Below are 25,884 nucleotides of genomic sequence, written 5' to 3'. Positions count from 1 at the left end.
TATCCGTCACCACCATTATGCTTCACCTAAATAGGCGCGGATCACGTCCGGGTTATTGCGGATCTCTTCCGGCGTACCGTTGGCCAGCGGCGTGCCCTGGTTTACCACGTAAATACGGTCGGAAATGCCCATCACCAGCTTCATATCGTGCTCAATCAGCAGGATAGTGGTGTTGTGATGGTTGCGCAGCTCGACGATCAGTTCGTCCAGCTCTTTGGTCTCTTTCGGGTTCAACCCTGCCGCCGGTTCGTCGAGCATCAGGATTTCCGGCTGGGTCACCATACAGCGGGCGATCTCCAGACGACGCTGGTCGCCATAGGCCAGGTTGCTGGCCTGACGGTTAGCGTGCTCAAGCAGGCCGATACGCTCAAGCCAGGTGGCGGCGCGATCGAGCGCTTCGCTCTGCGCACGACGGAAAGATGGCGTTTTCAGCAGGCCAGAGAAGACGCCGGTTTTCAGCTGCTGATGTTGCGCCACCAGCAGGTTTTCAATCACCGTCATTTCGCGGAACAGGCGCACGTGCTGGAAAGTTCGCACCACGCCCATACGGGCAATCTGCTGGCCCGGCAACCCTTCGAGATGCTGGTCGCGCAGCATAATGCTACCGCCGGTCGGTTTATAGAAACCGGTCAGGCAGTTAAATACCGTCGTTTTGCCGGCACCGTTAGGGCCGATAAGCGACACAATTTCCCGCTCGCGCAGCTCCAGCGACACGTTGTTGACCGCCAACAGGCCGCCAAAACGCATCATCAGACCGTTTACGGACAATAATGGCTGACTCATGCCTGCTCTCCTTTCGCTTGACCGTTTTTCAGCTTCAGCTGCGGACGGGTCATCGGCAGAAGGCCCTGCGGACGCCAGATCATCATCAGTACCATTAACGCACCCAGCATCAACATGCTGTATTCATTGAAATCACGCATCAGCTCGCGCGATACCACCAACAGAACTGCCGCCAGGATCACCGCAAACTGCGAGCCCATCCCGCCCAGCACCACAATCGCCAGCACAAAGGCTGATTCGGCGAAGGTAAAGGATTCCGGGCTGACGAAGCCCTGACGGGCGGCGAACAGGGTTCCGGCAAAACCGGCAAACGCGGCGCTGATGGTAAAGGCGGTCAGCTTGATGCGCGTCGGGTTGAGGCCCAACGAACGACAGGCGATTTCATCTTCACGCAGCGCTTCCCATGCGCGGCCCAGCGGCATACGCAGCAGGCGGTTGATAACAAACAGCGAGAAGACCACCAGCAGCAGGGCAACCAGATAGAGGAAAATCACCCGGTCGCTAGGGTCGTATTTCATACCAAAGAAGTTGCTGAAAGTGTCCCAGCCGCCTTCGCGAGCGCTGCGGCTAAACTCAAGGCCAAAGAGGGTTGGTTTTGGGATCTGGCTGATACCGTTCGGGCCACCGGTTATCTCGGTATTATTGAGCAGCAGGATGCGCACGATTTCGCCGAAGCCGAGGGTCACAATCGCCAGATAATCGCCGCGCAGACGCAGTACCGGGAAGCCAAGCAGGAAACCCGCAGCCGCTGAAACCAGCCCCGCCAGCGGCAGGCAGGTCCAGAATCCCAGACCGTAATAGTGATTCAGCAGCGCGAAGGTGTAAGCGCCGATGGCATAGAAACCACCATAGCCCAGCACCAGCAGGCCAGAAAGCCCGACCACTACGTTAAGACCCAGGCCGAGGATGATATAAATCATCGTCAGCGTGGCGATATCCACCGTCCCGCGCGACACCATAAACGGCCACGCCACGGCGATAACCAGCAGCGCAATCAGGAACAGTTTCTGCTTAACCGTCGAACCATCGATAGCCGGCAGAATAAACTTCGGCCCGGAGACGTTTTTCATGGTTTTCTGAAAAACAGGACGCAGTAGCTGGAAGAGGAAGACGACCGCGGTGCCGATAAAGATCCACTGCCAGCGGATATCCGCGGCGGTATCCACCACCAGTTTGGTGCCGTCCAGCTCCAACTGCACGCCCATAAAGACGCCAGCCAGAATAAAGAACATCACCGCAGAAAGCAGCGCCATCGCAAAATGCATCGGTTTCATACTTTCTCTACCTCCGGGCGGCCCAGAATGCCGGTCGGCATCACCAGCAGCACCACAATCAGCAAGGCAAAGGAGACGACATCTTTATATTCCGTGCTGAGATAGGCAGAGGAAAGCGCTTCAGCGATACCCAAAATCAGACCGCCAATCATCGCTCCTGGAATACTGCCGATGCCACCCAGAACCGCAGCGGTAAAGGCTTTCATCCCGGCCATAAAGCCGATATAGGGGTTGATAACACCGTAGAACTGACCGAGCAACACACCCGCGACCGCCGCCATTGCAGCGCCGATCACAAAGGTCAGCGCGATCACGCGGTCGGTGTTAATCCCCAGCAGGCTGGCCATTTTGAGGTCTTCAGCACAGGCGCGACAGGCACGGCCCATGCGGGAATAGCGGATAAACACCGTCAGCGCCAGCATGGCGATAAAGGTTACGACCCAGATAACGGCCTGCATGGTGGTGATGGTAGCAGAGAAGTTTTCGCTGCTGCCTACCGTCCACTGGCCGTTAAACAGACTCGGCAGCGCGACATCGCGCGAACCTTCCGTCAGGCTGACGTAGTTTTGCAGGAAAATGGACATCCCGATGGCGGAGATCAGCGCAATCAGGCGCTTGGAGCTGCGCACGGGCCGGTAGGCCACGCGTTCAATACTCCAGCCGTAGGCGCTGGCGATGACGATAGCCCCGACGAATCCAGCGGCGACCAACAGCCAACTGGTATCAATGCCCATCATCATCAGAGCGGCAATAATCATGAAGGAGACATAGCTGCCAATCATGTAAACCTCGCCGTGGGCGAAGTTAATCATGCCGATAATGCCGTACACCATGGTATAGCCGATGGCGATCAGCGCGTAGGTACTGCCCAGCGTGACGCCGTTAAACATCTGCTGCAGAAAATAGAGAAACTGCTCGGACATAAGGTAACCTTTTTCTACCGCCCGACGCGCGGGCGGTGGGATAACTTGTCTTATGGCTTATTTCGCGAGGGTGGATGACCCGTCCGCATGCCACTGGAAGACACCAAACTCAAATCCCTTCAAATCGCCTTTTTCGTCCCAATTCAGCGGCCCAATCACGGTTTTCGCACCGTGAGCTTTCAGATCTTTGATTAAATCCAGCGGCTCCTGGCTGCTGGCTCTGTCCATCGCCTGCGCCAGAGACTGCACGGCAGCGTAGGTGATCCAGACATACGGACCGCTTGGATCTTTCTTCTCAGCTTTGAGCGCGTCAACGATAGCGCTGTTCACCGGATCCTGGTCATAGCGTTTTGGCATCGTGACCAGCATGCCTTCCGCCGCGTCGCCTGCAATGTTCGACAGTGATGCGTTACCCACACCTTCCGGCCCCATAAACACGGTTTTCAGGCCGACGGATCGTGCCTGGCGCAGCATCTGGCCCATTTCCGGGTAGTAGCCGCCGTAGTAAACAAAGTCGATATTGTCTTTCTTCAGGCGCGCCAGCAGCGCGGAGAAGTCTTTTTCACCGGCGGTAATACCGTCAAAGAAGACAATGTTCGCGCCGCCTTTTTTCAGGCTATCCTGGACAGAACGCGCCAGACCTTCACCGTATTGCTGCTTGTCATGAATAATAGCAATACGCTGCGGTTTGACGGTTTCCATGATGTATTTAGCAGCGGTCGGCCCCTGAGAAGAGTCCAGACCCGCGGTACGCATAATGTACTGGTAGCCGCGCTGAGTCAGTTCCGGGTTGGTCGCCCCCGGAGAGATCATCAGAACACCCTCGTCTTCATAGATATCTGATGCGGGCTGAGTTGAGGAGGAGCAGAGGTGACCGATAACATACTGGATGCCGTCGTTAATGATTTTGTTGGCAACCGCAACGGCCTGTTTCGGGTCACAGGCGTCGTCATATTCCACGCCAACCAGCTTATCGCCCTTAATGCCGCCCTGGGCATTAATGTCTTTAATTGCCTGGCGTGCGCCGTTGAACTCCATATCGCCCCACTGGGCTACCGAGCCAGACATCGCACCGACAACAGCGACTTTAATATCCTTGGCCATTACCGCATGGGACATCGCCAGTGCGACGAATCCCGCGATAATTGTTTTCGCGTTCCTTTTCATGCTGCAGAACCCCGTTCGTGATGTGATGTAAATATTTTGTATTTTTATGGTTAAAAAGCATTCTGTGCTTTTATTAAACAACGCTACTTTTACCATTATCTTTAATGGTTTAGCGCAGTTTTTTGCCTGAATCCAGATTAAAATCTCTATTTTTCAGGCGATTAAGCAAAGATAATATTCTGTATTTGCGGGAAGATAAACAAAAAAAGTCCAGTAAACAGCATAAAATAACGATACATAAGGCGGAATAAAACGCTACATATTAGGTTAAAATTCTGCTTATTTTTCGATCCATGATGAAATGCGCTACCCTGCTCCATCCAGGAAAACGAATCACCTGATGAATGCGCAAAAAACAGCGCTCCGCCTGACAGTGAATTTGGATACACTGACGCATCCGTTTTAACTGGACTCACCGCGCATGAAACTGACCATTATTCGTTTACAACACTTCAGCGATCAGGACCGCATCGACTTAGCGAAAATCTGGCCGTCGCAGGATCTGGCAGCATTAACCTTAGATGATCGCCAGCGCATTTATGCCGCCCGTTTTAACGAGCGCCTGCTGGGTGCGGTTCGCGTAACGCGCAACGGCGCCGAGGGTAAGTTGAGTGCGCTGTGCGTGCGTGAAGTGACCCGCCGCCGCGGCGTCGGACAATATTTAGTCGAGGAAGTCTTGCGGGATAACCCGGAAATCAGCCGCTGGCGGGTAGAGGATGCTGGCGTGGAAGACCGCAGCGTGATGGCGGCGTTTATGCATACGCTGGGATTTAGCGCGCAGACGGGCGGTTGGGAAAAACGCTGAAAGTAGCCCGGACAGGCGCGACCAAACACTAAAAAAGGCAACTTGCGTTGCCTTTTTACTTCTACCTTTGCCCTCGCCTATACGAAGACGCAAGGAGCCACTGATTTAACCAAGAATTTCGCGTTGCAGAAAGGCGGCAAGAACCGAAATCCCCGGGAGCTTACATCAGTAAGCGACCGGGGTTGAGGGACACGGCCAACGTATCTGCGGCGCGAAAGGCGCAGGTTAAATTTATTTGGCGTCGGTCGCGGTACCGTTAGCATGCCAGGTAAACACGCCGAACTCGAAGCCTTTCAGATCGCCCTTCTCGTTCCAGGAAAGCGGCCCCATCACGGTCTCGACCGTGGCGCCCTTCAGATACTTAGCGATTTCCGCCGGATCTTCAGACTGATTCAGGCCCGCTTGCAGCGATTGCAGCGCGGCATAGGTGGTCCACACGAACGCGCCGCTCGGATCCTGTTTTTTAGCTTTGATCGCGTCTACGATCGGTTTGTTCGCCGGAACCTGGTCGTAGTTCTTCGGCTTGGTGACCAGCATGCCTTCCGCCGAAGCGCCAGCGATGTTAGACAGCGAAACGTTCGCTACCCCTTCTGGACCCATAAACTGGGTTTTCAGGCCAGCGGCGCGGGACTGACGCAGAATCTGCCCCATCTCCGGGTGATAGCCGCCGTAATAGACAAAGTCGATATTTTCTTTCTTCAGACGCGCAACCAGGGTGGAGAAATCTTTCTCCCCAGCGGTGATACCGTCAAAGAACACCACGTTAGCGCCGCCTTTCTTCAGGTTATCCTGCACCGCACGCGCCAGGCCTTCACCATACTGCTGCTTATCATGAACAATCGCGATACGCTGCGGTTTCACCTGGTCCAGAATATATTTTGCGGCAGTCGGACCCTGGTCAGAATCGAGGCCAGTGGTACGCAGAATCAAGTGATAGCCACGAGCAGTCAGTTCCGGTGCGGTTGCCGCTGGAGTGATCATCAGCACGCCTTCATCTTCATAGATATCAGACGCCGGCTGAGTGGAAGAGGAGCACAGGTGACCGATAACGTATTTAATGCCGTCGTTGATCACTTTGTTGGCCACGGCAACTGCCTGTTTCGGGTCACAGGCGTCGTCGTATTTTACCATTTGCAGCTTATTGCCTTTGATGCCGCCTTTGGCATTGATATCCGCAATTGCCTGCTCTGCCCCAGTAAATTCCTGGTCGCCATACTGCGCTACCGGGCCAGACATCGCGCCAACAACGGCAACTTTAATGTCTTCAGCCATTGCCGCACTGCTCATTATCAAGGCAATACATCCTGCCAGTAACGCTTTACCCTTCATATTCATCCTGAGGCTCCCCATTATTATGGTTTTTTGCATTTGTTGTGATGTTGTTTATTAGCGCATTATTCTAATTAGACACATAAGAAAAGCATATGATAGTTAGATTAGGGTCTGCTGCCTGCGCTTTTGCAGCACACTATGCTAAACATACCGTCATTCAGGATAATTGGAAACGATAAAATTGCGGGTTATGTAACAGATAAGTGACAAATAAAAATCTACGCCAAAAGAAAACGTCACGAGCTAAACGATAGACGGGATGTATATAACGCGTAGGGATAATGAGTCTGCGGCAGCATCAACCGCCGCAGAGTGTAGGATTAGTTCTTCAGTATGCGGGCCAAAATATCCAGCGCCTTAGTAAACTGCGCATCCGGAATGGTCAACGGATAGAGGAAGCGAATAACGTTACCGTAAACACCGCAGCTCAACAGCAGCAGACCGTTTTCCTGGGCTTTTTGCAGGATCTGACGAGTGATTTCCGCCGATGGCTCGCCGGTTTGCGGATCGTTAAATTCTACCGCTACCATTGACCCCTGACCGCGAACGTCAGCAATGGCCGGGCAGTTCTGACGCGCCTGATTTAGCACCTCTTTCAGATGACTACCCAGCTGTTCAGCACGCTGACACAGCTGCTCTTCTTCAATGACATCAAGTACCGCGTGCGCCGCCGCCACCGCCAGCGGGTTCCCGGCGTAGGTGCCACCGAGGCCGCCAGGTGCCGGAGCATCCATCACTTCGGCACGACCCACCACGCCGGAAAGCGGGAAGCCACCGGCGAGGCTTTTGGCCATCGTCATCAGGTCAGGCTTCACATCATAGTGCTGCATCGCAAACAGCTTGCCGGTACGCGCAAAGCCGGTTTGCACCTCATCGGCTATCAACAGAATACCGTGGGTATCGCACAGCGTGCGCAATGCCTGCATGAAGTCAGACGGTGCAACATTAAAGCCGCCTTCGCCCTGAATCGGCTCCAGCACAATCGCCGCGACCTGGTCTGCTGCAATATCGGCTTTGAAAATGCGCTCAAGGCTTTTCATCGCGTCGGCGGTAGTAATACCGTGAGCGGCATTTGGGTAGACGGCGTGATAAACCGATCCCGGGAACGGGCCAAAGCCAATCTTATAGGGGGCCACTTTGCCGGTCAGCGCCATGGTCATAAAGGTACGGCCGTGGAAACCGCCGCCAAAGGTGATTAACCCCGGGCGTCGGGTATAAGCGCGAGCAATCTTCACCGCGTTTTCAACAGCTTCCGCACCGGTGGTAAAGAACGCGGTTTTCGCCGGGCCATCAATCGGCGCCAGGTCGTTAATGCGTTCAGCCAGGGTGACATAGCTCTCATATGGGACAATCTGATAAGCGGTATGGGTAAATGCCTGTAGTTGCTGTTCAACTGCGGCAACTACTTTTGGATGGCGATGACCGGTGTTCAGCACCGCAATACCGGCGGCAAAATCAATCACCTCATTGCCTTCAAGATCCCACAACGTAGCGTTCTCTGCTTTCTCAACAAAGTAGCTGCACATTACCCCTACGCCACGCGGAGTCGCCTGCTGGCGACGCTGATTCAGTTCTGAACTTTTCACCCGAGAATCTCCTGTCATGTGTGTCACGCTATCGCAACAAATTCGAAACTATGTCGTTTATTTACACAGGATTTGGCTCTACAATCGAGTACCAATTCAGATTATCTGAGGGATCCAATTGCGCTCGCTCGTCGCAGACCTGGTACTGGTCAGATTGCAGGAAGAAGCAGACCCACTCCTGCATAAACGTCTTTATAAGGCGATTCGCCGCTCAATTCTGGACGGTTCTCTGCCGCCCCATAGCCGCCTGCCCCCCTCACGAGATCTGGCCGGGGAATTACGAATGTCACGCAACACAATTTTAACGGTTTACGAACAACTACTTGCGGAGGGATATATCGTTTCCCGCCGCGGTAGCGGGACGTTTGTGGCAAAAACGCTGCCTGATATGTTCCCTTCCGCAAGCAGCGGCAATGAAAACAGCGCCATGCCTGCGACAACAGCGTATATCTCCCGACGCGGTCAGCATCTACTGAGTCACGTTAGCGCCAGCCCTCGTCAGTGGGGAGCTTTTATCCCTGGCGTTCCGGACGTCAACGCCTTCCCCCACCCGTTATTCAGTAAAATTCAGGCGCGCATCAGCCGCCGCCCGAAACCGGAACAACTTAGCTATAGCTGCAATGGCGGCACGCCCGAACTGCAACATGCGCTGGTGGACTACTTAAGAGTAGCGCGCGGCGTGCAGTGTCAGGCAGATCAGATTCTTATTACTGAAGGGATCCACCAGGCCATCGACCTGGTCACCCGTATGCTGTGCGACAACGGGGATCTTGCCTGGGTCGAAGAACCGTCTTATTGGGGTATTCGCCACGTGCTGGCGATGAATGAAGTACGAGCAGAACCGATTACCGTTGATGCCAATGGCCTGTGTCCGCCCGACACCATCGCCGAAGCCCCAGGGCTTATCTTCGTCACGCCATCCCATCAGTATCCGCTGGGCGCAGTAATGAGCCTCGAGCGCCGACAACGGCTACTGGCGCTAGCCCATCAGCACGGAAGCTGGATTGTAGAGGATGACTACGATAGTGAGTTTCGCTTTTCCGGTCAGCCGATACCGGCTCTTCAGGGCCTGGCCCCCGAAGCGCCGGTGGTCTACGTCGGCACGTTCAGTAAGACGCTCTATCCGGGACTGCGGCTAGGCTATGTGGTGCTTCCCCGACCGCTGACGGCTGAACTCAAAAACGCCCATGCCGAACTGTATCGCGGTGGTCACTCGCTGATCCAGCTGGCGCTGGCGGAGTTTATCAACGCCGGTCATTACTCGGCGCATATTCGCCGTATGCGCCTGCTGTACAGCCGCCGCCGCATCTTTTTGACCGAGCTGATTCAGCAATATTGCGGCCCGCACGCACTATCGGATTTTAGCGATAATGCCGGACTGCATCTGATACTGAACTTGCCGGATGAGGCGGATGACGTGGCGATTGCTCAGGACGCGAACAAGCACAATATTCTCGTGCGCCCGCTATCTCGCTACTACCTGACGGCACAACGTAAGAAAGGGTTATTGATGGGTTTTGCCTCCCAGCCTGAAGCGCAGATGGAACCGGCGTTCAATATTTTGCTGGAGTGCTTACGGATGTACTGTCCGCAGGCGCTGGCGGGGGCTAAAAAACAAAACGCCCCAACGTAATGTGGGGCGTTATCGGGGGGCGCTGGCGCTCAGATTAGGCTTCGATAGCAGCGCGCAGTTTTTTCATGGCGTTCTTTTCAAGCTGACGTACACGTTCAGCCGAAACGCCGTAACGATCTGCCAGTTCCTGCAGCGTGGACTTGTTATCTTCGTCCAGCCAGCGGGCGCGGATAATATCCTGGCTACGCTCGTCGAGTCCCTGCATCGCGTCGGTCAGCTTATTCGCCGCCTGCTCTTCCCAGTTATCGTCTTCAATGCCGTCGGCAAAGTTAGACGTTTTATCCTGCAGATAGAGCACCGGTGCCATCGGCTGGCTATCGGACTCATCATCCGACGACATATCGAAGGTCATGTCCTGCGCTGCCATACGTGACTCCATCTCACGCACGTCTTTGCTCGACACGCCCAGCTCACGGGCAACCATTTCCACTTCATCCTGGTTGAACCAGCCCAGACGCTGCTTAGTTTTACGCAGGTTAAAGAACAGCTTACGCTGCGCTTTAGTGGTTGCGACCTTCACGATACGCCAGTTACGCAGCACGTATTCGTGAATTTCCGCTTTGATCCAGTGCACGGCGAAGGAAACCAAGCGCACGCCCACTTCCGGGTTAAAACGGCGCACGGCTTTCATCAGGCCGATATTACCTTCCTGAATCAAATCCGCCTGCGGCAGGCCATAGCCCGAGTAATTACGAGCAATATGAACAACAAAGCGCAGGTGAGACAGGATCAGCTTTTTCGCTGCTTCCAGATCGCCCTGGTAATGCAGCTTTTCAGCAAGCTCCCGCTCTTCATCAGCCGATAACATCGGCCAAGTGTTCGCAGCCCGGATGTACGATTCCAGGTTACCAACGGGGGCTAAGGCTAAAGTTTGCATATCTTTGGTCATTCAAATCCTCTCAATCGATATCTTCTGACATCATTCTGTCCTCACAACGGAGCAACAAACATGCCAGCATTGATGAGCAACGAGAATATCACTCACATTAGTATCAGACAGTGATTTTATCCACAAGTTCCATGCAATGATGTGAATAGATTACGCACAAAATGTGACATGGAGATGAACTAAAGGGAAGAGCCGACAGGGACTCTTTCCCTGCAGAGAGACATTCAGTGCAGGGAAAGATTATACCAGATTTTTATTACTCGGGAGTAAAGTGACGTAAATGTTGAACGGTTGCCAGCCAGGCCGCAACCCAACCAATCATTGAACAAACCAGCAGCATCAGCAGGCATTCATCGAAGCCTAAACCACTGAGCTCGAACTGAGTACCGAACACTTTCGCCACTTCGGTGACCGCCGACGACAGGCGCATCACCATAATTTCTGACAGAATCAACGACAAAAATGCGCCGGAGAAACCTAACAGCGCGCCGCCGTACAGGAACGGACGCAGAATAAAGCCATCGGTCGCGCCAATAAGTTTCTGCACGTTGATAGTATCGCGACGGGCAAATATGCTTAAACGCACACTGTTGCCGATAACCAGGAATACCGCCGCAATCATCAGCACACCGATCATCGCCGAAACGCGCCCAACCAGCCCGGTCAACGACGAGAGCCGCGCAAACCAGCTGTCATCCATACGCACTTCATCAACGCCCTGAACATGACTCACCCGGTCACGCAGCGTGTTCAGCGCCTCAACGCTCTGGAAATCAATCTTCGGCACCACAATCGCGACCGCCGGCAGCGGGTTTTCTTCCAGCATATCCAGCGCGCCGCCAAAACCTGACCAGTTGCGGAACTCGCCAAGGGCTTCATCGCGCGACAGGTAGTTTACCTTTTCTACGCCCTGCTCGGCCTGTAGCTGACCAACAACCCTTGCTGCGGCATCGTCATCCAGCGTTTTTTCCAGATAGACGGTGATTTGCGGCGTCGGATAATACTGCGTCGCGGCGGTGCTGACGTTTTTGTACACCATGTAGCACACACTCGGTAGCGTCAGTGAAATGGCGATCACCATTACCGTCAGGAAAGTCGCCAGCGGTGTGCTTTTCAGATCCTGAAGCGCGCCGTTCCAGGCGTAGCGCACCTGTTCATTAAACACGTTACTCTTACGGGAAGCCGGATTCGGTGCCGCTTTTGGCCGTTTTGACGAATTGCGCCCGCCGCTACCGCCTGCGCCCGTCGTGTTGCGAAAACGATCGAATCGATTACCGAACCGGCGAATGTGGTTCATTGCCTCGCGTTTATTCACCGATGCGGCCTCCATGCATATGTCCGTCGCTGAGGGACAGGACGCGGTACGGACGGCTGGAGATAAGCCCCAGGGCATGCGTTGCCATCAGAACCGTCACCCCAACGCGGTTAAACTCTTCAAACAGACGTAAAATCCCTTCCGACAGCGCTTCGTCGAGGTTACCCGTCGGTTCATCCGCCAACAGCACCGCAGGCTTGTTCACCACCGCGCGGGCAATACCCACACGCTGCTGCTCACCACCCGAAAGCTGAATGGGAAGGTTTTTCGCTTTGTCCAGCAGGCCCACTTTATCCAGCGCCGCCGATACGCGACGACGAATGTCATCGCCGCTGGCACCCGCAATGATCAGCGGAATCGCCACGTTATCAAATACGGTCCTGTCCATCAGCAGGTGGTGATCCTGGAAAATCATACCGATTTGGCGGCGCAAAAACGGCACCTCACGGCTTTTGAGACGGCTAATATCGTGGCCGCCAAATAAGATTTTCCCGGCGCTGGGCCGTTCAATACCGCAGATAAGCTTCAGCAGGGTACTTTTCCCCGCGCCGGAATGGCCGGTCAGAAACGCCATCTCGCCTGACTGCAGGTGGAAATTGACCCCCTGCAGCGCTTGTCTCCCACCGAGATAGGCTTTGCTGACTTGTTCAAAGCGAATCATTCTTAATCCTCTCGGGCAAAAAGTGCCTCAATAAAGTCGCCCGCATTAAACGGACGCAGATCTTCAATACGTTCGCCAACACCGATATAGCGAATTGGAATACTGAACTGGTCAGCAACCGAGAAGATAACCCCGCCTTTGGCGGTACCATCCAGCTTAGTCAAGGTGATACCGGTCAGTCCAACCGCTTCATGGAACAGTTTGGCCTGGCTAATCGCGTTCTGCCCGGTGCTGGCGTCAATCGTCAGCATGACTTCATGCGGCGCATCGACATCCAGTTTTTTCATGACGCGGACAATCTTCTTCAGTTCTTCCATCAGGTGCGATTTATTCTGCAGGCGGCCTGCGGTATCGGCAATCAGGACGTCAACATTACGCGCCTTCGCCGCCTGGATGGCATCGAAAATAACCGATGCTGAGTCAGCGCCGGTATGCTGAGCAATCACTGGAATATTGTTACGCTGACCCCAAACCTGGAGCTGTTCAACGGCTGCCGCACGGAAGGTATCCCCTGCCGCCAGCATCACCGATTTACCCTGCTGCTCGAACTGACGCGCCAGCTTGCCGATGGTGGTGGTTTTACCGACGCCATTGACGCCGACCATCAGAATAACAAATGGCGTTTTGCCTTCAACGTTTAGCGGCTCGTCCACTTTAGCAAGAATATCGCCCATCTCTTCTTTCAGCAGGCCGTATAGCGCTTCCGCGTCGCGAAGCTGTTTACGGCTGGCGCCTTCGGTAAGATTAGCGATGATCTTACGGGTGGTCTCCACGCCAACATCGGCAATCAGCAGTTGCTCTTCCAGCTCTTCAAACAGATCATCGTCGATTTTCTTGCCACGGAACAAGCTGATAAATCCGGAACCGAGGTTCTGTTTGGTTTTTACCAGGCTACGTTTGAGGCGGGCGAAAAAGCCTTCTTTGGTCGGCTTTTCTTGCTCAAGCTGCGTGACGACGGTTTCATCCGGCACCACTTCAATGGCATTTTCTGCCGCATCCGCTGCAGCCAGGGCCTGCGCTTCCAGCTCTTCGTCCGAAATTTCCGGCTCCGCGTCGTCTTCTATCGGTTCTTCAACCGTCAGCGCTTCAACGACCACAACTTCCGGTTCGGCAATCACCTCTTCCGGTATATTTTCAGCCACCGCTTCAGCAACAACCGGCTCGGCGATGACTTCTTCAATCAGAGGCTCAACAGCCGCCTCTTCCGGCACCGGCTGTTCCACAATCTCCTCAACCGCAGCTTCAGGCTGATAAGCGACCGGCGGGACGATATTTTCTTCAGCAACCGGGGCTTCAACGACCGCCTGCGGCTGCTCGTTTTCCACAACCTGCTCGGTTACCTCAACGATATCGGCAGCGAAGGCTTCCGCATCTTCTTTTACCGCAGCAGGCGCTTCAATCGTTTCAGGCGTAACAACCGCTTCCACTGGCGATTCAGCCGCCGGAGATTGCTCTTCAACCTCTTGCTGAGCTTCTACTTTTTGTTCTGTTTCTGTTCCCTGCGCCTGCTCTTTTTGTCCAAAGCCCAGCCAGGAAAAGAAGCCACGTTTCTTGTCTTTCGCCATTTGCGACTACACTCCTCGCTGTTTATTCATGGCACAGCTTCGGCATATCGGTCGCGGAAGCTGAAAAAATGATGAAATTAGTCGGATAGTCTACCACTTAACTTAACTCGCATCACCGCCCCCGGATTAAGGTTTCGTCAACCGCTATCGATCGTTAGAATAGCAGCCCGGAAGTTGAGACTTGAGCAAAAAAATGAAGAAACCAAACCACGCAGGCAGCGGCCAGATCCGCATTATCGGCGGGCAATGGCGAGGCCGCAAATTACCGGTGCCGGAGAGCCCGGGTCTGCGCCCGACAACCGACCGGGTTCGCGAAACGCTTTTTAACTGGCTATCACCCACCATCGTCGACGCAAAATGCCTCGACTGCTTCGCCGGTAGCGGCGCGCTGGGCCTTGAAGCTCTATCCCGCTACGCGGCGAACGCCACGCTGCTGGAAATGGAGCGCGGCGTCGCCCAACAGTTGCAAAAGAATCTGGCCACGCTGAAGGCCAGCAACGGTAAAGTCGTCAATACCAATACCTTAGCGTTTCTTGCTCAGACAGGTACGCCGCACGATATCGTGTTTGTCGATCCCCCTTTTCGTAAAGGGCTACTCGAAGAGACGCTGAAATTGCTGGAAAGCAACGGCTGGCTTAACGATGAAGCGCTAATCTACATTGAGAGTGAAGTCGAAAACGGCTTACCGCCGGTGCCTGCAAGCTGGCATCTGTATCGAGAGAAAGTGGCCGGACAGGTCGCCTACCGCCTTTACCAACATGAGGTCCAGGGAGAAAACCATGCTGATTAATTTTGGCCGCTTGCTGATGCTGTGCGTGTGGGCGTTTTTATTGCTGAATCTGTTTCAACCGTTCCCAAAGCCGCTGAATATCTTCGTTAACGTGGCGCTGATCTTTATGATCCTGATGCACGGTCTGCAGTTGACGCTGCTGAAGGCGACGCAGACGAAAGAGATGCCGCCGCTGGGGCGCTTCGAGCAGGTTCGGATTTTCGTCTTCGGCGTGTTCGAACTGGTCGCCTGGCAAAAAAAGCTCAAGGCGACCCTGAAGAAGAAGTAGTCATCAAATATGACTCAGGGGTCCGGCGTAAACGCCATAAACTGCGAGCCCTTGTAGCTCAGCGTGCCTTTATCGCCGACGCTCAGCGTATGATACTGCGGTGCCTGCAGGCGAAAAACCACTTCCAGCCCGCCAGCTTCCGGCCTGAAGCTGGCCTCATAGCGCATCTCACTGCCGGCAGGCGTCACCGTCTGCTGGCGTGAGCGACGATCGTTAAGCACCTTCTCCCGCTTGTTGCTCACCACCACCCGCTTTTGTAACAGCGGCGCGGCTTCGTTCTCCATCTTTTCCCGACGCTGCTGCACATAACGATACGATGCGGCGACCACAATGATGGCAACGGCAACCATAAAAAAAAGCGGAACTTTACTCATTCACCTTGCCCCCAGGAATTATCAGGAATAAGAGTATTACATTGTCATCTTCCTCAGCAAACCACTACACTGAGATTCAGTACTGTAAGTACAATCACTTACTTAATGATAACAGATACAGGGACTTACTATGCTTTGGTCATTTATTGCTGTCTGTTTCTCCGCATGGCTTTACGTCGATGCATCTTATCGTGGACCCGCCTGGCGTCGTTGGGTGTTTAAGCCCGTCACGTTGATCCTGCTTCTGTTACTGGCCTGGCAAGCGCCGATGTTCAACGCCATCAGCTATCTGGTGCTGGCCGGTCTTTGCGCCTCGCTGGTTGGCGATGCGCTCACGTTGCTGCCTCGCCAGCGGGTGATGTACGCCGTGGGAGCGTTCTTTCTCTCGCATCTGCTCTACACCATTTGGTTTGCCAGCCAGCTAACGCTGTCGTTCTTCTGGCCGCTACCGTTGGTGCTGCTGATCCTCGGCGCTCTGCTGCTGGCAATTATCTGGACCCGACTGGAAGAGATGCGAATGCCAGTGTTTACCTTTATCGGCATGACGCTGGTGATGGTCTGGCTGGCCGGTGAGCTGTGGTTCGCCCGCCCAACCGATACCGCGCTGTCCGGTTTCGTTGGTGCGGCATTCCTGTTGCTGGGTAACGCTGTCTGGCTTATCAGCCATTATCGCCGTCGTTTCCGTGCCGATAACGCCATCTCCTCCGCGTTTTACTTCGCCGGGCACTTCCTGATCGTCCGCGCGCTTTATTTGTAATTAAGCGCTTGACTCTGGAGTCGACTCCAGAGTGTATCATTCGGGTAATGAGAAAATTATCATTACCCGGAGGGTCCTATGTCGACTCCAGAATCGCAGGATAAAAAAGTCCCACAATTCTCTTCATTAAAATTCGCGCCCGCTGCCCAGCCGCCTGAAAGCTGCTGCACGGACCACGCTTGTACCAATGAAACCATCGTCGAAAATGAAGCGCTGAATGGCGCGCGCTATAGCTGGATCGTCGAGGGAATGGACTGCGCGGCCTGCGCCCGCAAGGTGGAAACTGCGGTTCGCCAGGTGCCAGGAGTCAGCCAGGTTCAGGTGCTGTTCGCTACTGAAAAACTGCTGGTCAACGCTGATGCCGATATTCGCCCGCAGGTCGAAAGCGCGGTGCACGCCGCAGGTTACAAACTGCGTGATGAAAACGCGCCACAGCAAGAGGAAAAAACCTCGTGGCTGCGCGAGAATCTGGCGCTTATCACGCTGATTGTGATGATGGCCCTGAGCTGGGGGCTGGAGCAGTTCAACCATCCCTTTGGCGAACTGGCATTCATCGCTACCACCCTCGTCGGCCTGTGGCCCGTCGCCCGTCAGGCGCTTCGCCTGATTAAAAGCGGAAGCTGGTTCGCCATTGAAACCCTGATGAGCGTTGCCGCTATCGGCGCGTTGTTTATCGGTGCGACCGCCGAAGCAGCGATGGTGCTGCTGCTGTTCTTAATTGGCGAACGTCTTGAGGGCTGGGCCGCCAGCCGCGCGCGTCAGGGGGTTAGCGCATTGATGGCGCTGAAACCCGACACCGCAATTCGCATTCGCGACGGCGTGCGCGAAACGGTTGCCCAGCGCGACCTGCACCCCGGCGACGTGATTGAAGTCGCCGCCGGGGGCCGCCTGCCTGCTGATGGTCAGCTGTTGTCTCCTTTCGCCAGCTTTGATGAGAGCGCTTTGACCGGTGAGTCCGTACCGGTAGAACGTAATGCCGGTGAACGGGTGGCGGCAGGCGCAACCAGCGTCGATCGTCTGGTCCAGTTAACGGTTATCTCAGAGCCGGGCGACAGCGCTATCGATCGCATCCTGAAGCTGATTGAAGAAGCGGAAGAGCGCCGGGCGCCAATTGAGCGTTTTATCGATCGCTTTAGCCGCATCTATACCCCGGCGATTATGGTCGTCGCTCTGCTGGTCGCCATCATGCCACCGCTGCTGTTTGCGAGTGAATGGATGCCGTGGATCTACAAAGGCTTAACGCTGCTGCTGATTGGCTGCCCGTGCGCGCTGGTGATTTCCACCCCGGCGGCGATTACCTCCGGGCTGGCGGTAGCGGCACGTCGCGGCGCGTTGATTAAGGGCGGCGCGGCGCTGGAGCAATTAGGACGCGTGCGCCAGGTCGCGTTTGATAAAACCGGTACCCTGACCATCGGCCAGCCACGTGTCACCGCCGTTATCGCAACCGCCGAAATCGTTGAAAGCGATCTGCTGGCGCTGGCCGCCGCCGTGGAGCAAGGCTCCAGCCACCCATTAGCCCAAGCAGTGGTGCGGGAAGCAGAACAGCGCCAGCTCGCCATTCCGCTAGCCCACGCCCAGCGCGCGCTGGCTGGTTCCGGCATTGAGGCGGAAGTAGAAGGCCGTCGGGTGCTGATTTGCGCCGCCAGCAAAAATAGCGACCCGCAGTATGAGGAACGTATTCAGCAACTGGAAAGCGCCGGGCAAACGGTGGTGCTGGTGATGCGCGATGAGGTACTGCTGGGGATTCTGGCGCTGCGCGATACGTTGCGCGACGATGCTCGCCAGGCGGTCGATGAGCTACATCAACTGGGCGTTCAGGGGGTGATCCTTACCGGTGATAATCCGCGCGCGGCGGCGGCTATCGCCAGCGAGCTGGGGCTGGAATTTCGCGCCGGGCTGCTGCCTGCGGATAAAGTGCAGGCGGTCATGGCGCTCAACGCGGACACGCCGCTGGCAATGGTCGGCGACGGTATCAACGATGCCCCGGCAATGAAAGCCGCGACTATAGGTATCGCTATGGGTAGCGGCACCGACGTCGCCCTGGAGACCGCAGACGCAGCGTTAACCCATAACCGCTTAACCGGTCTGGCGCAGATGATTTCGCTGGCCCGCGCCACCCACGCCAATATTCGGCAAAACATCGCCATCGCGCTGGGTCTGAAGGGGATCTTCCTCGTCACCACCCTGCTCGGCCTGACCGGCCTGTGGCTGGCGGTGTTGGCGGATACCGGGGCGACGGTGCTGGTCACCGCCAACGCGTTGCGGTTGTTGCGTAAGAAGTAGTATCCACCCTGGGGGCGGCGCAGAGCGCCTTGCCCGGGCTACAGGCTGGTTTTTGTAGATACTGTGAGCATCGGCAACCATTTTTAGTTGCGGGGCTCTCTCCGGTTTCTGGATGACAGACACACCAGCGACAGCACCCTCTGGGTGCTGTTTTTCTATTCCCGCAGTCTTTTCGTCCCTACGCTACCGCTATTCCATGTTGTGACGCATCGAACGGCTCCCCTGACTTCAGCACTCCGTACGCCACCTGCGCCAGCTTGCGCATCATCGCCCCTATGATAACTTTCGCGCGTTTGCCATTCCCTTCCAGTCTCTTTCTGAACGCTTTTCCCCACGCCGTGTGATACAGCGCTGATATTGCTGGCATATATAATGCTCTGCGCAACTGAACCGGACCCGCTTTACTCATCCGGCTCGCCCGCATCACGCTACTGCCTGACTCATGCTGCACCGGCGTCAGCCCTGCATACGCGGCGAACTGCCGCGCTGTGGCAAACCTCAGCTTCAGTCCCGTATACGCCAGCAGGACCGCCGCCGTTTTCTCGCCGATACCCGGGATGCTGTTCAGCAGCTTCCGCCGTTGCTTCATATCCGGGTCGTTGTCCGTCAGGTCTTTTATCTGTTTTTCGATACGTTTCAGTTCAGCACTCAGGCACTCCAGGAGCACATCGATGCTCGCTAACTGGACCTCCGGGGCTGTTTCCTGACGGTTTTTCTCCTGCGTCTGCATCTCTGTCAGCGCCTGATGCCGTAACACCAGCGCTTTCAGGGCCCGCTCTGTCGGGTGCGGTGCCTCCCATGCTGACGGACGTTTCTCCCGGCAGAAGTGCGCCAGCATACGGGCATCGACTTTGTCGGTTTTACTGCGCAACCCTTCACTACGGGCGAAGGCGGCACTCAGGGCGGGGTTGATAATGGAGACGGTATAACCGGCATCACTCAGATACGCGGCAGCCTCTTCCATGTAGGTACTGGTGGACTCCATGCAGACATGGGCATGGTTCACATCATGGCTGCGAAGCCAGCGGACAAGCGCTTCATGTCCGGAGGGCGTATTTTCGAATTTTTTACCGCGATGTCGACCATCAGGGCGCAGGATATCAACATCGAGCTTAGCTTTGGCAACATCAATGCCGATGAAGTACAGTTCATTTTCCATAGTGAAACCAACCTTGCGAATACGGGTTACCGGTGAAAGCCGGTCCATGATACTGTCCGGTTTATCACATGAGAAAGAACGGCAGTCCGGTGCAAAGATCTACGGAACAGGCGCGAAAGCCTAAGCCCGGACACGGCATCCGGACCGCCATCAGAGAGAACTGGCCGGTTCTTTCTGATGGAGTCATCATACAAGCCCGGACAGGTGCGAAGCACCGCCTCCGGGGAAACCAGAAGCAGATCAGTGGCTTTTACGAATCAGATAACGGTACGGCAGCGCCTCGGTTTCCTGCGCCAGCAGCTCGTGTTCCATAAAGCGGCAAAAACCGGGGATATCGCGGGTGGTTGCCGGATCGTCGGCTACAATCAGCAGCGTCTCGCCCACAGGCATCGTACGCACGGTCTTACGCACCATCATCACCGGTTCCGGGCAACGAAGCCCCTGCGCATCAAGAGTATGGTCAGGACTGGAGAAAAGTTCGCTCATTTTCATCTCATATCAACAAAACGCCCCTAGTTTACCCCCAGTTCATCAGTACGCAAGCCAGGTTAACGTTTGCGCGAAAAACAACCATTGCATTACGCACCCAACGCAGTATCATGCAGCCGTTTTTATTGGGTTCCCTCACCCCAACCACTAAAAAGGTCACAATATGAGTCCGTTTACTACCGTACAGCGTAAAAAAGCGCTGATCTGGCTATCGCTTTTCCATCTGCTGGTCATCACTTCCAGTAACTATCTGGTGCAGCTACCGATCTCCATCTTTGGTTTTCATACCACCTGGGGCGCGTTCAGCTTTCCGTTTATTTTCCTTGCCACCGATCTTACGGTGCGGATTTTCGGCGCTCCGCTGGCACGACGCATTATCCTCGCGGTCATGATCCCGGCGCTGGTGATCTCCTACGGGGTTTCTGCGCTGTTCTATATGGGTGAATGGCAGGGTTTTGCCGCCTTAACCAGCTTTAACCTGTTTGTCGCTCGTATCGCCGCCGCCAGCTTTATGGCCTACGCGCTGGGGCAAATCCTCGATGTCCACGTCTTTAACCGCCTGCGTCAAAACCGTCGCTGGTGGCTGGCGCCGACCGCATCGACCCTCTTCGGTAACGTCAGCGATACCCTGGCCTTCTTCTTTATCGCCTTCTGGCGCAGCCCGGACCCGTTTATGGCGGCGCACTGGGGAGAAATCGCCATTGTCGATTATTGCTTCAAAGTGCTGATTAGCATCGTTTTCTTCCTGCCGATGTACGGCATGCTGTTGAATATGCTAATGAAAAAGCTGGCAGATAAATCCGATTTATCGGCATTGCAGCCAGGTTAAGAGTACTCACAGAGTGATGTGATAAGATACGCGGATGAGCCGTTAATGGCCGTTTATCGAAAGGAAGATGTCAATGCGCAATTTGGTTAAATATGTCGGTATTGGCCTGCTGGTTATGGGGCTTGCGGCCTGTGATAACAGCGACACAAAAACGCCGACTGCCGGGGCTGCAGCGGAAAGTAACGCCAGCGGGCAACCTATTAGTCTGCTGGATGGCAAACTAAGCTTCTCTCTACCGGCAGGTATGACCGATCAGAGCGGCAAGCTGGGCACCCAGGCCAACAATATGCACGTCTACTCTGATGCCACCGGCCAGAAAGCGGTGATTGTGATTGTTGGCGACAGCACCAATGAAGATTTGGCCGTGATGGCGCAGCGTCTGGAAGAGCAGCAGCGCAGTCGCGATCCGCAGCTGCAGGTCGTGACCAATAAATCCGTTGAGATTAAGGGTCATACGCTGCAGCAGCTCGACAGCATTATCTCCGCGAAGGGCCAGACCGCATGGTCTTCTGTGCTCCTCGGCAAAGTTGACGACAAACTGCTGACCCTGCAGGTCACGCTACCGGCGGATAACCAACAGCAAGCGCAGACTGAAGCAGAAAACATCATCAACACTCTCGTCATTCAGTAACTACTGGCCTGACGCTACGGCCTCCGGTTCACCGACCGGGGGCCGTTTTTTTAACCGCCACCCTAACAGCAACGCTACCGCCACCAGCCCCGCCGCCGCCAGATAAATCGAAGAAATCCCCGCCCACGCCATTAATAATCCGGCAAGCGGACCGGTGATCCCCAATGAGAGATCCATAAACACCGTATAGGTTGCCAGCGCCGATCCCTGATTCTGCTGCGGCACGGCCTTCACCGCCACCACGCCAAGCGCCGGGAACACCAGTGAGAAACCTGCCCCGGCCAGGAAAGTACCGATTTTCGCCATCAGCGTCGTCTCCGCCAGTCCCACCAGTAGCAGCCCAATAATCTCAACCACAAAGCAGATCATCGCCACGTTCAGCCCGCCAAGACGATTAATCCCATTGGGGAACAGCAGGCGGGTGCCAACAAACGCACAGCTAAACAGCGTTAACGCGAAGGCCGCGCCATCCCAGCCTTTAGCGTCATAAAACAGGGTAATAAAGGTGGCGATAACGCCAAAACCGGCCGAAGCCAGGGCCAGGGCCATCCCGTAGAGCCAGACCCGTCCCAGCACCGCGCGAAACGACATCGCTTTGCCCTTGCCCGCTTTCACCGCTGCACGCGGCAGTGCGCACAGTACCGCCACCAGCGCCACCGCCATAATGGTGAACGCCAGACCATGCAGGCCGATTAGGGAATAACAAAGCACGCCGAGCGGTGCGCCCATCGCCATTGCACCGTAGGTCACGATACCGTTCCACGAAATCACTCTGCCGATATGCAGCGAACCGACAACACCGACGCCCCATAGCGTCGAACCTGTGCCTGCAAAGCTTTGTCCGATACCAAGAATAACGCGCCCAAGGCACAGCAGGAGCAAGCTCACCATCGGCCAGCCGCCGCTAAACGCCGCCAGCAGATAGCACAGCCCGCTCAGAAAGCAGCCGCACAGGCCAAAGACGACGATTTTTTTCGGCCCAAGCAGGTCGGCGTAGCGCCCGGCATGAGGGCGGCTCAGCAGCGTGGCGAAATACTGGAGGCTAATCACCAGACCCGCCCAGAACGCGCTGAACCCCATCACGTCATGAACATAACCCGGCAACACCGCCAGCGGCAGCCCAATCGTCATGTAGCTGGCAAAGTTAAAGATAACCACCGAGACAATCCGCAGATTGAGACGCAGTCCATTGAGTGCCGGTTCGGCAGCGGCTTCAGGCATGGGTTCCACCATTTTTTTACAACAGTGTTTCATTTTTACCATGCTGCACGCTTTAAATCAGCAGCCAGATTAGGAATATCGGCAGCAAACCAACCGCTACACTTAATGAAAATCATAAGAAAGGAACCGTTAATGACAACCCCTCAGCCCGATAAAACGGGCATGCATATCCTGCTTAAGCTGGCATCACTGGTCATTATCCTCGCGGGTATTCATGCGGCGGCAGATATCATCGTACAGCTATTGTTGGCGCTTTTCTTCGCCATTGTCCTCAATCCCCTGGTGACCTGGTTTATCCGTCGCGGCGTCCGGCGTCCCGTCGCCATCACTCTCGTGGTAGCAGTAATGCTGATTGTTCTCACTGCGCTTATTGGCGTGCTTGCCGCTTCGGTTAACGAATTCGTCGCGATGCTGCCGAAGTACAACAAGGAGCTGACGGCAAAAGTCATGCACCTACAGGAGATGCTGCCATTCTGGCATACCCATATGTCCCCGGAGCGTATGCTACAGCGCATCGATTCCGATAAGCTGGTCACCCTGACGACGGCGCTAATGACCGGGCTGTCGGGCGCTATGGCCAGCGTCATCCTGCTGGTTATGACCGTTGTCTTCATGCTGTTTGAAGTGCGCCATGTCCCCTACAAGCTGCGCTTTGCGCTTAATAATCCGCAAATTCATATCGCCGGTCTCCATCGGGCATTGAAAGGGGTCTCACATTATCTGGCGCTGAAAACGCTGCTCAGTCTGTGGACCGGGGTTATCGTCTGGTTAGGGCTGCTGTTAATGGGAATTCAGTTTGCATTGATGTGGGGAGTCCTGGCTTTTCTGTTGAACTATGTGCCCAATATTGGTTCGGTGATTTCCGCCGTTCCGCCAATGATTCAGGCGCTGCTGTTTAACGGTTTTTATGAATGCCTGCTGGTTGGCGCACTCTTTTTAGTTGTTCATATGATCATCGGCAATATTCTAGAACCGCGCATGATGGGGCATCGACTGGGCATGTCTACGCTGGTAGTTTTCCTCTCATTACTGATTTGGGGGTGGCTGCTTGGCCCGGTGGGCATGCTACTTTCGGTGCCGTTAACCAGCGTATGCAAAATATGGATGGAGACCACTAAAGGCGGCAGCAAATTAGCCCTCTTGCTCGGACCGGGACGCCCCAAAAGCCGGCTGCCCGGCTAGCCACTTTTTACAGCAGCAACGGGTTATCGTATTTTGTATTGAAATACGATAACCCCAACAGCATCCATTAAGAGCCCCATATTAAAACACCAGATACTCTTGACAATTCGCCTGCTACTCATAAAAAACACCACCAGAAAAAGTAGTAAATCAAACCCTATTGATTATATTCATTGATAGAAGGCGTTAATTTACTTATACTTTCTCTTCTGCATTTATATTTGCAACTGGTTTTAATTCAACACTAAAAATCTAATAACATTAGAATATTTGGCTGATACACCCTTTAAAAACAGATAAATGCATTAATCAAATAGAATAATACAGATGACTTTATTGCATCCATGCATCGATATATTCAAACGGTGTATAAACATTTCCTCGACCAATAGATTAATAGGGAGTATTCATGAAAAAGGTTATTCGCTGGGCTGCCGCGATTGCGGTTATCGGTGCTCTGGCTGGCTGCGCACGTACCGCGCCTATTGAGCAAATCCAGACCACTGTAAGCGCAGGTCATACCGAAGCCCAGGTCAAAAAAGCAATTATCAAAGCGGGCGCACAACGCGAATGGATTATGTCAGACGCAGGTCCTGGGGTCATCAAAGCCCGTCAGCAATCACGTGACCATGTTGCCGAAATAAAAATCACCTACTCTGCCACCCGCTATTCCATCAACTACGATAGCAGCCTCAACCTGATGGCTTCCGGCGGAAAAATTCATAGAAACTATAACCGCTGGGTACACAACCTCGATAAAGACATTCAGATTAACCTGGCCGCAGATTCGGCTCTGTAATTCTGTCCCTGAAGTACATGCGGGCCAGTAATGGCCCGCTCCCTCTACTGACACTGTAAAAGGTTGTGCCGAACGTGTACAAAAAGGACTCTCTCAGCGCACTGGATGCCATTACCGAAGCGCAACGTATTGCTTTTGCCCCCATGCTCTTTCAAACCGCATTATGCCTGCGCAATTCAGGCATCCTGGATTATCTCGATAAGCAAGGAAAACTCGGCGCAACGCTTGAAGCTATTTGCACGGATTGCGACGTCAATGAATATGCCGTCAGCGTATTGCTGGATATGGGATTAAGCGGACGCATCCTTACCCATAAAGAGGGGCAATATTATCTCGCTAAAGTAGGACATTTCTTACTTCATGATGCAATGACCCGAGTAAATATGGATTTCACTCAGGACGTTTGCTATCAGGGATTGTTCTTTTTAGAAAATGCGTTGCAGGAAGGAAAGCCTTCTGGGTTAAAAGTTTTTGGCGACTGGCCAACCATTTATCCCGCATTATCGCAGCTCCCACAGGCGGCGCGTAAAAGCTGGTTCGCATTTGATCATTACTATTCTGACGGCGCTTTCAACGCTGCGCTGCCGTATGTATTCGCCAGTCAGCCTGCAACCCTGTACGATGTAGGCGGAAATACCGGAAAATGGGCGCTGCGCTGCTGCCAGTATGATGAAAATATCGCGGTAACGTTATTAGACTTGCCACAACAAATTGCGCTGGCTCGCGAAAATATAGAAAATGCGGGTCTGTCTCATCGCATTGATTTTCATGCCGTGGATATGCTGAGCGACGAGTGCCTGCCGGGAGAGGCTGATATCTGGTGGATGAGCCAATTTCTTGACTGCTTTTCGCCAGAACAAATTGTCACCATGCTCAGTAATGTGGCGCGCGTGATGAAACCAGGCGCAAGGTTATGCATTCTGGAACTGTTCTGGGACGCGCAGAAATTTGAAGCGGCCTCATTTAGCCTGAATGCGTCTTCGCTCTATTTTACCTGTATGGCCAACGGGAATAGCCGTTTCTACAGCGTAGAGAAGTTTTACCGCTATCTTGAAATGGCAGGATTCGAGATAGAACAACGCCACGATAATTTAGGCGTCGGGCATACCTTATTGATATGCCAGAAAATAAAATAATAAAGCAGCGCTAAGCGCTGTTTTGGCGTTCAA

At 54.4% G+C, this 25,884-nt stretch carries 25 protein-coding genes; 11 read left to right on the top strand and 14 right to left on the bottom strand.

Translation table 11 applies throughout. From position 1 onward, the window contains the following. Window positions 1-15 precede the first annotated feature (15 nt). Genes livG through livK form a run of 4 tightly spaced genes read right to left on the bottom strand, consistent with a single transcriptional unit; the run spans window position 16 to window position 4,147 of the window. Window positions 16-783, bottom strand: a complete 768-nt coding sequence (gene livG, locus ACMYSL_RS02010) for a high-affinity branched-chain amino acid ABC transporter ATP-binding protein LivG (RefSeq protein WP_110274907.1) — start codon at window positions 781-783, stop codon at window positions 16-18. Then, window positions 780-2,057 carry a branched chain amino acid ABC transporter permease LivM gene (gene livM, locus ACMYSL_RS02005; protein ID WP_181484609.1) on the bottom strand — a complete coding sequence of 426 codons (1,278 nt, stop codon included), beginning with the start codon at window positions 2,055-2,057 and terminating at the stop codon, window positions 780-782. Before livM ends, livG begins: the two co-directional genes overlap by 4 nt. Then, window positions 2,054-2,980 carry a high-affinity branched-chain amino acid ABC transporter permease LivH gene (gene livH / locus ACMYSL_RS02000; RefSeq protein ID WP_110274905.1) on the bottom strand — a complete coding sequence of 309 codons (927 nt, stop codon included), beginning with the start codon at window positions 2,978-2,980 and terminating at the stop codon, window positions 2,054-2,056. Before livH ends, livM begins: the two co-directional genes overlap by 4 nt. Window positions 2,981-3,037: 57 nt before the next feature. Next, a complete protein-coding gene (livK, locus tag ACMYSL_RS01995; protein WP_434661261.1) occupies window positions 3,038-4,147 on the bottom strand; it encodes a high-affinity branched-chain amino acid ABC transporter substrate-binding protein LivK in 1,110 nt (369 codons plus the stop codon). A gap of 421 nt (window positions 4,148-4,568) precedes the next feature. On the opposite strand from livK, the gene panM reads away from it, so the two are divergent. Next, window positions 4,569-4,952, top strand: a complete 384-nt coding sequence (gene panM, locus ACMYSL_RS01990) for an aspartate 1-decarboxylase autocleavage activator PanM (protein WP_434661260.1) — start codon at window positions 4,569-4,571, stop codon at window positions 4,950-4,952. 231 nt (window positions 4,953-5,183) lie between these two features. Here the strand turns inward: panM and ACMYSL_RS01985 are convergent, their stop codons facing one another. Beyond that, window positions 5,184-6,287, bottom strand: coding sequence for a branched-chain amino acid ABC transporter substrate-binding protein (locus ACMYSL_RS01985; protein WP_181484606.1), 1,104 nt, complete (start codon window positions 6,285-6,287; stop codon window positions 5,184-5,186). Window positions 6,288-6,604: 317 nt separating this feature from the next. Then, on the bottom strand, window positions 6,605-7,870 hold the full coding sequence (locus ACMYSL_RS01980) for a 4-aminobutyrate--2-oxoglutarate transaminase (RefSeq protein ID WP_434661259.1): 1,266 nt from the start codon (window positions 7,868-7,870) through the stop codon (window positions 6,605-6,607). 118 nt (window positions 7,871-7,988) lie between these two features. On the opposite strand from ACMYSL_RS01980, the gene ACMYSL_RS01975 reads away from it, so the two are divergent. Further along, a complete protein-coding gene (locus ACMYSL_RS01975) occupies window positions 7,989-9,503 on the top strand; it encodes a PLP-dependent aminotransferase family protein (protein WP_434661258.1) in 1,515 nt (504 codons plus the stop codon). 34 nt (window positions 9,504-9,537) lie between these two features. On the opposite strand, the gene rpoH is transcribed toward ACMYSL_RS01975, so the two are convergent. The 4 genes from rpoH to ftsY form a co-directional block, all read right to left on the bottom strand. Next, the gene (gene rpoH / locus ACMYSL_RS01970; RefSeq protein ID WP_004106554.1) at window positions 9,538-10,392 is read right to left on the bottom strand and encodes an RNA polymerase sigma factor RpoH; all 855 of its coding nucleotides are present in this window, start codon (window positions 10,390-10,392) and stop codon (window positions 9,538-9,540) included. 256 nt (window positions 10,393-10,648) lie between these two features. Continuing rightward, complete coding sequence (gene ftsX / locus ACMYSL_RS01965) at window positions 10,649-11,707, bottom strand: permease-like cell division protein FtsX (RefSeq protein WP_112214873.1); 1,059 nt, start codon at window positions 11,705-11,707, stop codon at window positions 10,649-10,651. Then, window positions 11,700-12,368, bottom strand: a complete 669-nt coding sequence (gene ftsE / locus ACMYSL_RS01960) for a cell division ATP-binding protein FtsE (protein WP_142513353.1) — start codon at window positions 12,366-12,368, stop codon at window positions 11,700-11,702. The genes ftsX and ftsE overlap by 8 nt, the downstream gene beginning before the upstream one ends. A gap of 2 nt (window positions 12,369-12,370) precedes the next feature. After that, window positions 12,371-13,933, bottom strand: coding sequence for a signal recognition particle-docking protein FtsY (ftsY, locus tag ACMYSL_RS01955; RefSeq protein WP_434661257.1), 1,563 nt, complete (start codon window positions 13,931-13,933; stop codon window positions 12,371-12,373). A 193-nt stretch (window positions 13,934-14,126) separates the two neighbouring features. Between ftsY and rsmD the strand changes: the two genes are divergently transcribed. Together rsmD and ACMYSL_RS01945 are read left to right on the top strand one after the other, a co-directional pair. Next, the gene (gene rsmD, locus ACMYSL_RS01950) at window positions 14,127-14,723 is read left to right on the top strand and encodes a 16S rRNA (guanine(966)-N(2))-methyltransferase (protein ID WP_110274895.1); all 597 of its coding nucleotides are present in this window, start codon (window positions 14,127-14,129) and stop codon (window positions 14,721-14,723) included. After that, entirely contained in the window at window positions 14,713-14,991 is a 279-nt protein-coding gene (locus tag ACMYSL_RS01945) for a DUF1145 family protein (RefSeq protein ID WP_110274894.1), read from the top strand. The genes rsmD and ACMYSL_RS01945 overlap by 11 nt, the downstream gene beginning before the upstream one ends. Before the next feature lie 14 nt (window positions 14,992-15,005). On the opposite strand, the gene ACMYSL_RS01940 is transcribed toward ACMYSL_RS01945, so the two are convergent. Next, entirely contained in the window at window positions 15,006-15,365 is a 360-nt protein-coding gene (locus ACMYSL_RS01940; protein ID WP_434661255.1) for a DUF2500 domain-containing protein, read from the bottom strand. A 130-nt stretch (window positions 15,366-15,495) separates the two neighbouring features. On the opposite strand from ACMYSL_RS01940, the gene ACMYSL_RS01935 reads away from it, so the two are divergent. Both ACMYSL_RS01935 and zntA read left to right on the top strand, forming a co-directional pair. Beyond that, a complete protein-coding gene (locus ACMYSL_RS01935) occupies window positions 15,496-16,122 on the top strand; it encodes a lysoplasmalogenase (RefSeq protein ID WP_139539048.1) in 627 nt (208 codons plus the stop codon). Window positions 16,123-16,200: 78 nt separating this feature from the next. Then, complete coding sequence (zntA, locus tag ACMYSL_RS01930) at window positions 16,201-18,405, top strand: Zn(II)/Cd(II)/Pb(II) translocating P-type ATPase ZntA (protein WP_434661252.1); 2,205 nt, start codon at window positions 16,201-16,203, stop codon at window positions 18,403-18,405. Between the two features lie 178 nt (window positions 18,406-18,583). Here the strand turns inward: zntA and ACMYSL_RS01925 are convergent, their stop codons facing one another. Together ACMYSL_RS01925 and tusA are read right to left on the bottom strand one after the other, a co-directional pair. Continuing rightward, complete coding sequence (locus ACMYSL_RS01925; protein ID WP_434663922.1) at window positions 18,584-19,564, bottom strand: IS110 family transposase; 981 nt, start codon at window positions 19,562-19,564, stop codon at window positions 18,584-18,586. Window positions 19,565-19,804: 240 nt separating this feature from the next. Next, window positions 19,805-20,050, bottom strand: a complete 246-nt coding sequence (gene tusA, locus ACMYSL_RS01920; protein ID WP_004106582.1) for a sulfurtransferase TusA — start codon at window positions 20,048-20,050, stop codon at window positions 19,805-19,807. A 166-nt stretch (window positions 20,051-20,216) separates the two neighbouring features. Here tusA and ACMYSL_RS01915 point away from each other — a divergent pair, with 166 nt between their 5' ends. Both ACMYSL_RS01915 and ACMYSL_RS01910 read left to right on the top strand, forming a co-directional pair. Beyond that, complete coding sequence (locus ACMYSL_RS01915) at window positions 20,217-20,882, top strand: 7-cyano-7-deazaguanine/7-aminomethyl-7-deazaguanine transporter (RefSeq protein ID WP_110274890.1); 666 nt, start codon at window positions 20,217-20,219, stop codon at window positions 20,880-20,882. 73 nt (window positions 20,883-20,955) lie between these two features. Next, on the top strand, window positions 20,956-21,513 hold the full coding sequence (locus tag ACMYSL_RS01910) for a DcrB family lipoprotein (RefSeq protein WP_110274889.1): 558 nt from the start codon (window positions 20,956-20,958) through the stop codon (window positions 21,511-21,513). On the opposite strand, the gene ACMYSL_RS01905 is transcribed toward ACMYSL_RS01910, so the two are convergent. Beyond that, window positions 21,514-22,734 carry an MFS transporter gene (locus ACMYSL_RS01905; RefSeq protein ID WP_182235173.1) on the bottom strand — a complete coding sequence of 407 codons (1,221 nt, stop codon included), beginning with the start codon at window positions 22,732-22,734 and terminating at the stop codon, window positions 21,514-21,516. A 132-nt stretch (window positions 22,735-22,866) separates the two neighbouring features. Here ACMYSL_RS01905 and ACMYSL_RS01900 point away from each other — a divergent pair, with 132 nt between their 5' ends. The 3 genes from ACMYSL_RS01900 (at window position 22,867) to ACMYSL_RS01890 (ending at window position 25,851) form a co-directional block, all read left to right on the top strand. After that, window positions 22,867-23,916, top strand: coding sequence for an AI-2E family transporter (locus ACMYSL_RS01900; RefSeq protein WP_182235174.1), 1,050 nt, complete (start codon window positions 22,867-22,869; stop codon window positions 23,914-23,916). A gap of 409 nt (window positions 23,917-24,325) precedes the next feature. Then, entirely contained in the window at window positions 24,326-24,715 is a 390-nt protein-coding gene (locus ACMYSL_RS01895; protein WP_181484594.1) for an LptM family lipoprotein, read from the top strand. Window positions 24,716-24,789: 74 nt separating this feature from the next. Beyond that, window positions 24,790-25,851: a class I SAM-dependent methyltransferase gene (locus ACMYSL_RS01890; protein ID WP_434661250.1), complete on the top strand. Its 1,062-nt coding sequence runs from the start codon at window positions 24,790-24,792 to the stop codon at window positions 25,849-25,851. Window positions 25,852-25,884 lie beyond the last annotated feature (33 nt).

This window comes from Klebsiella sp. MISC125 (assembly GCF_051131775.1).
Lineage (GTDB): Bacteria > Pseudomonadota > Gammaproteobacteria > Enterobacterales > Enterobacteriaceae > Klebsiella.
Note: the sequence above shows the minus strand (reverse complement) of the source record. Positions and strands in the feature narration are given on the sequence as shown.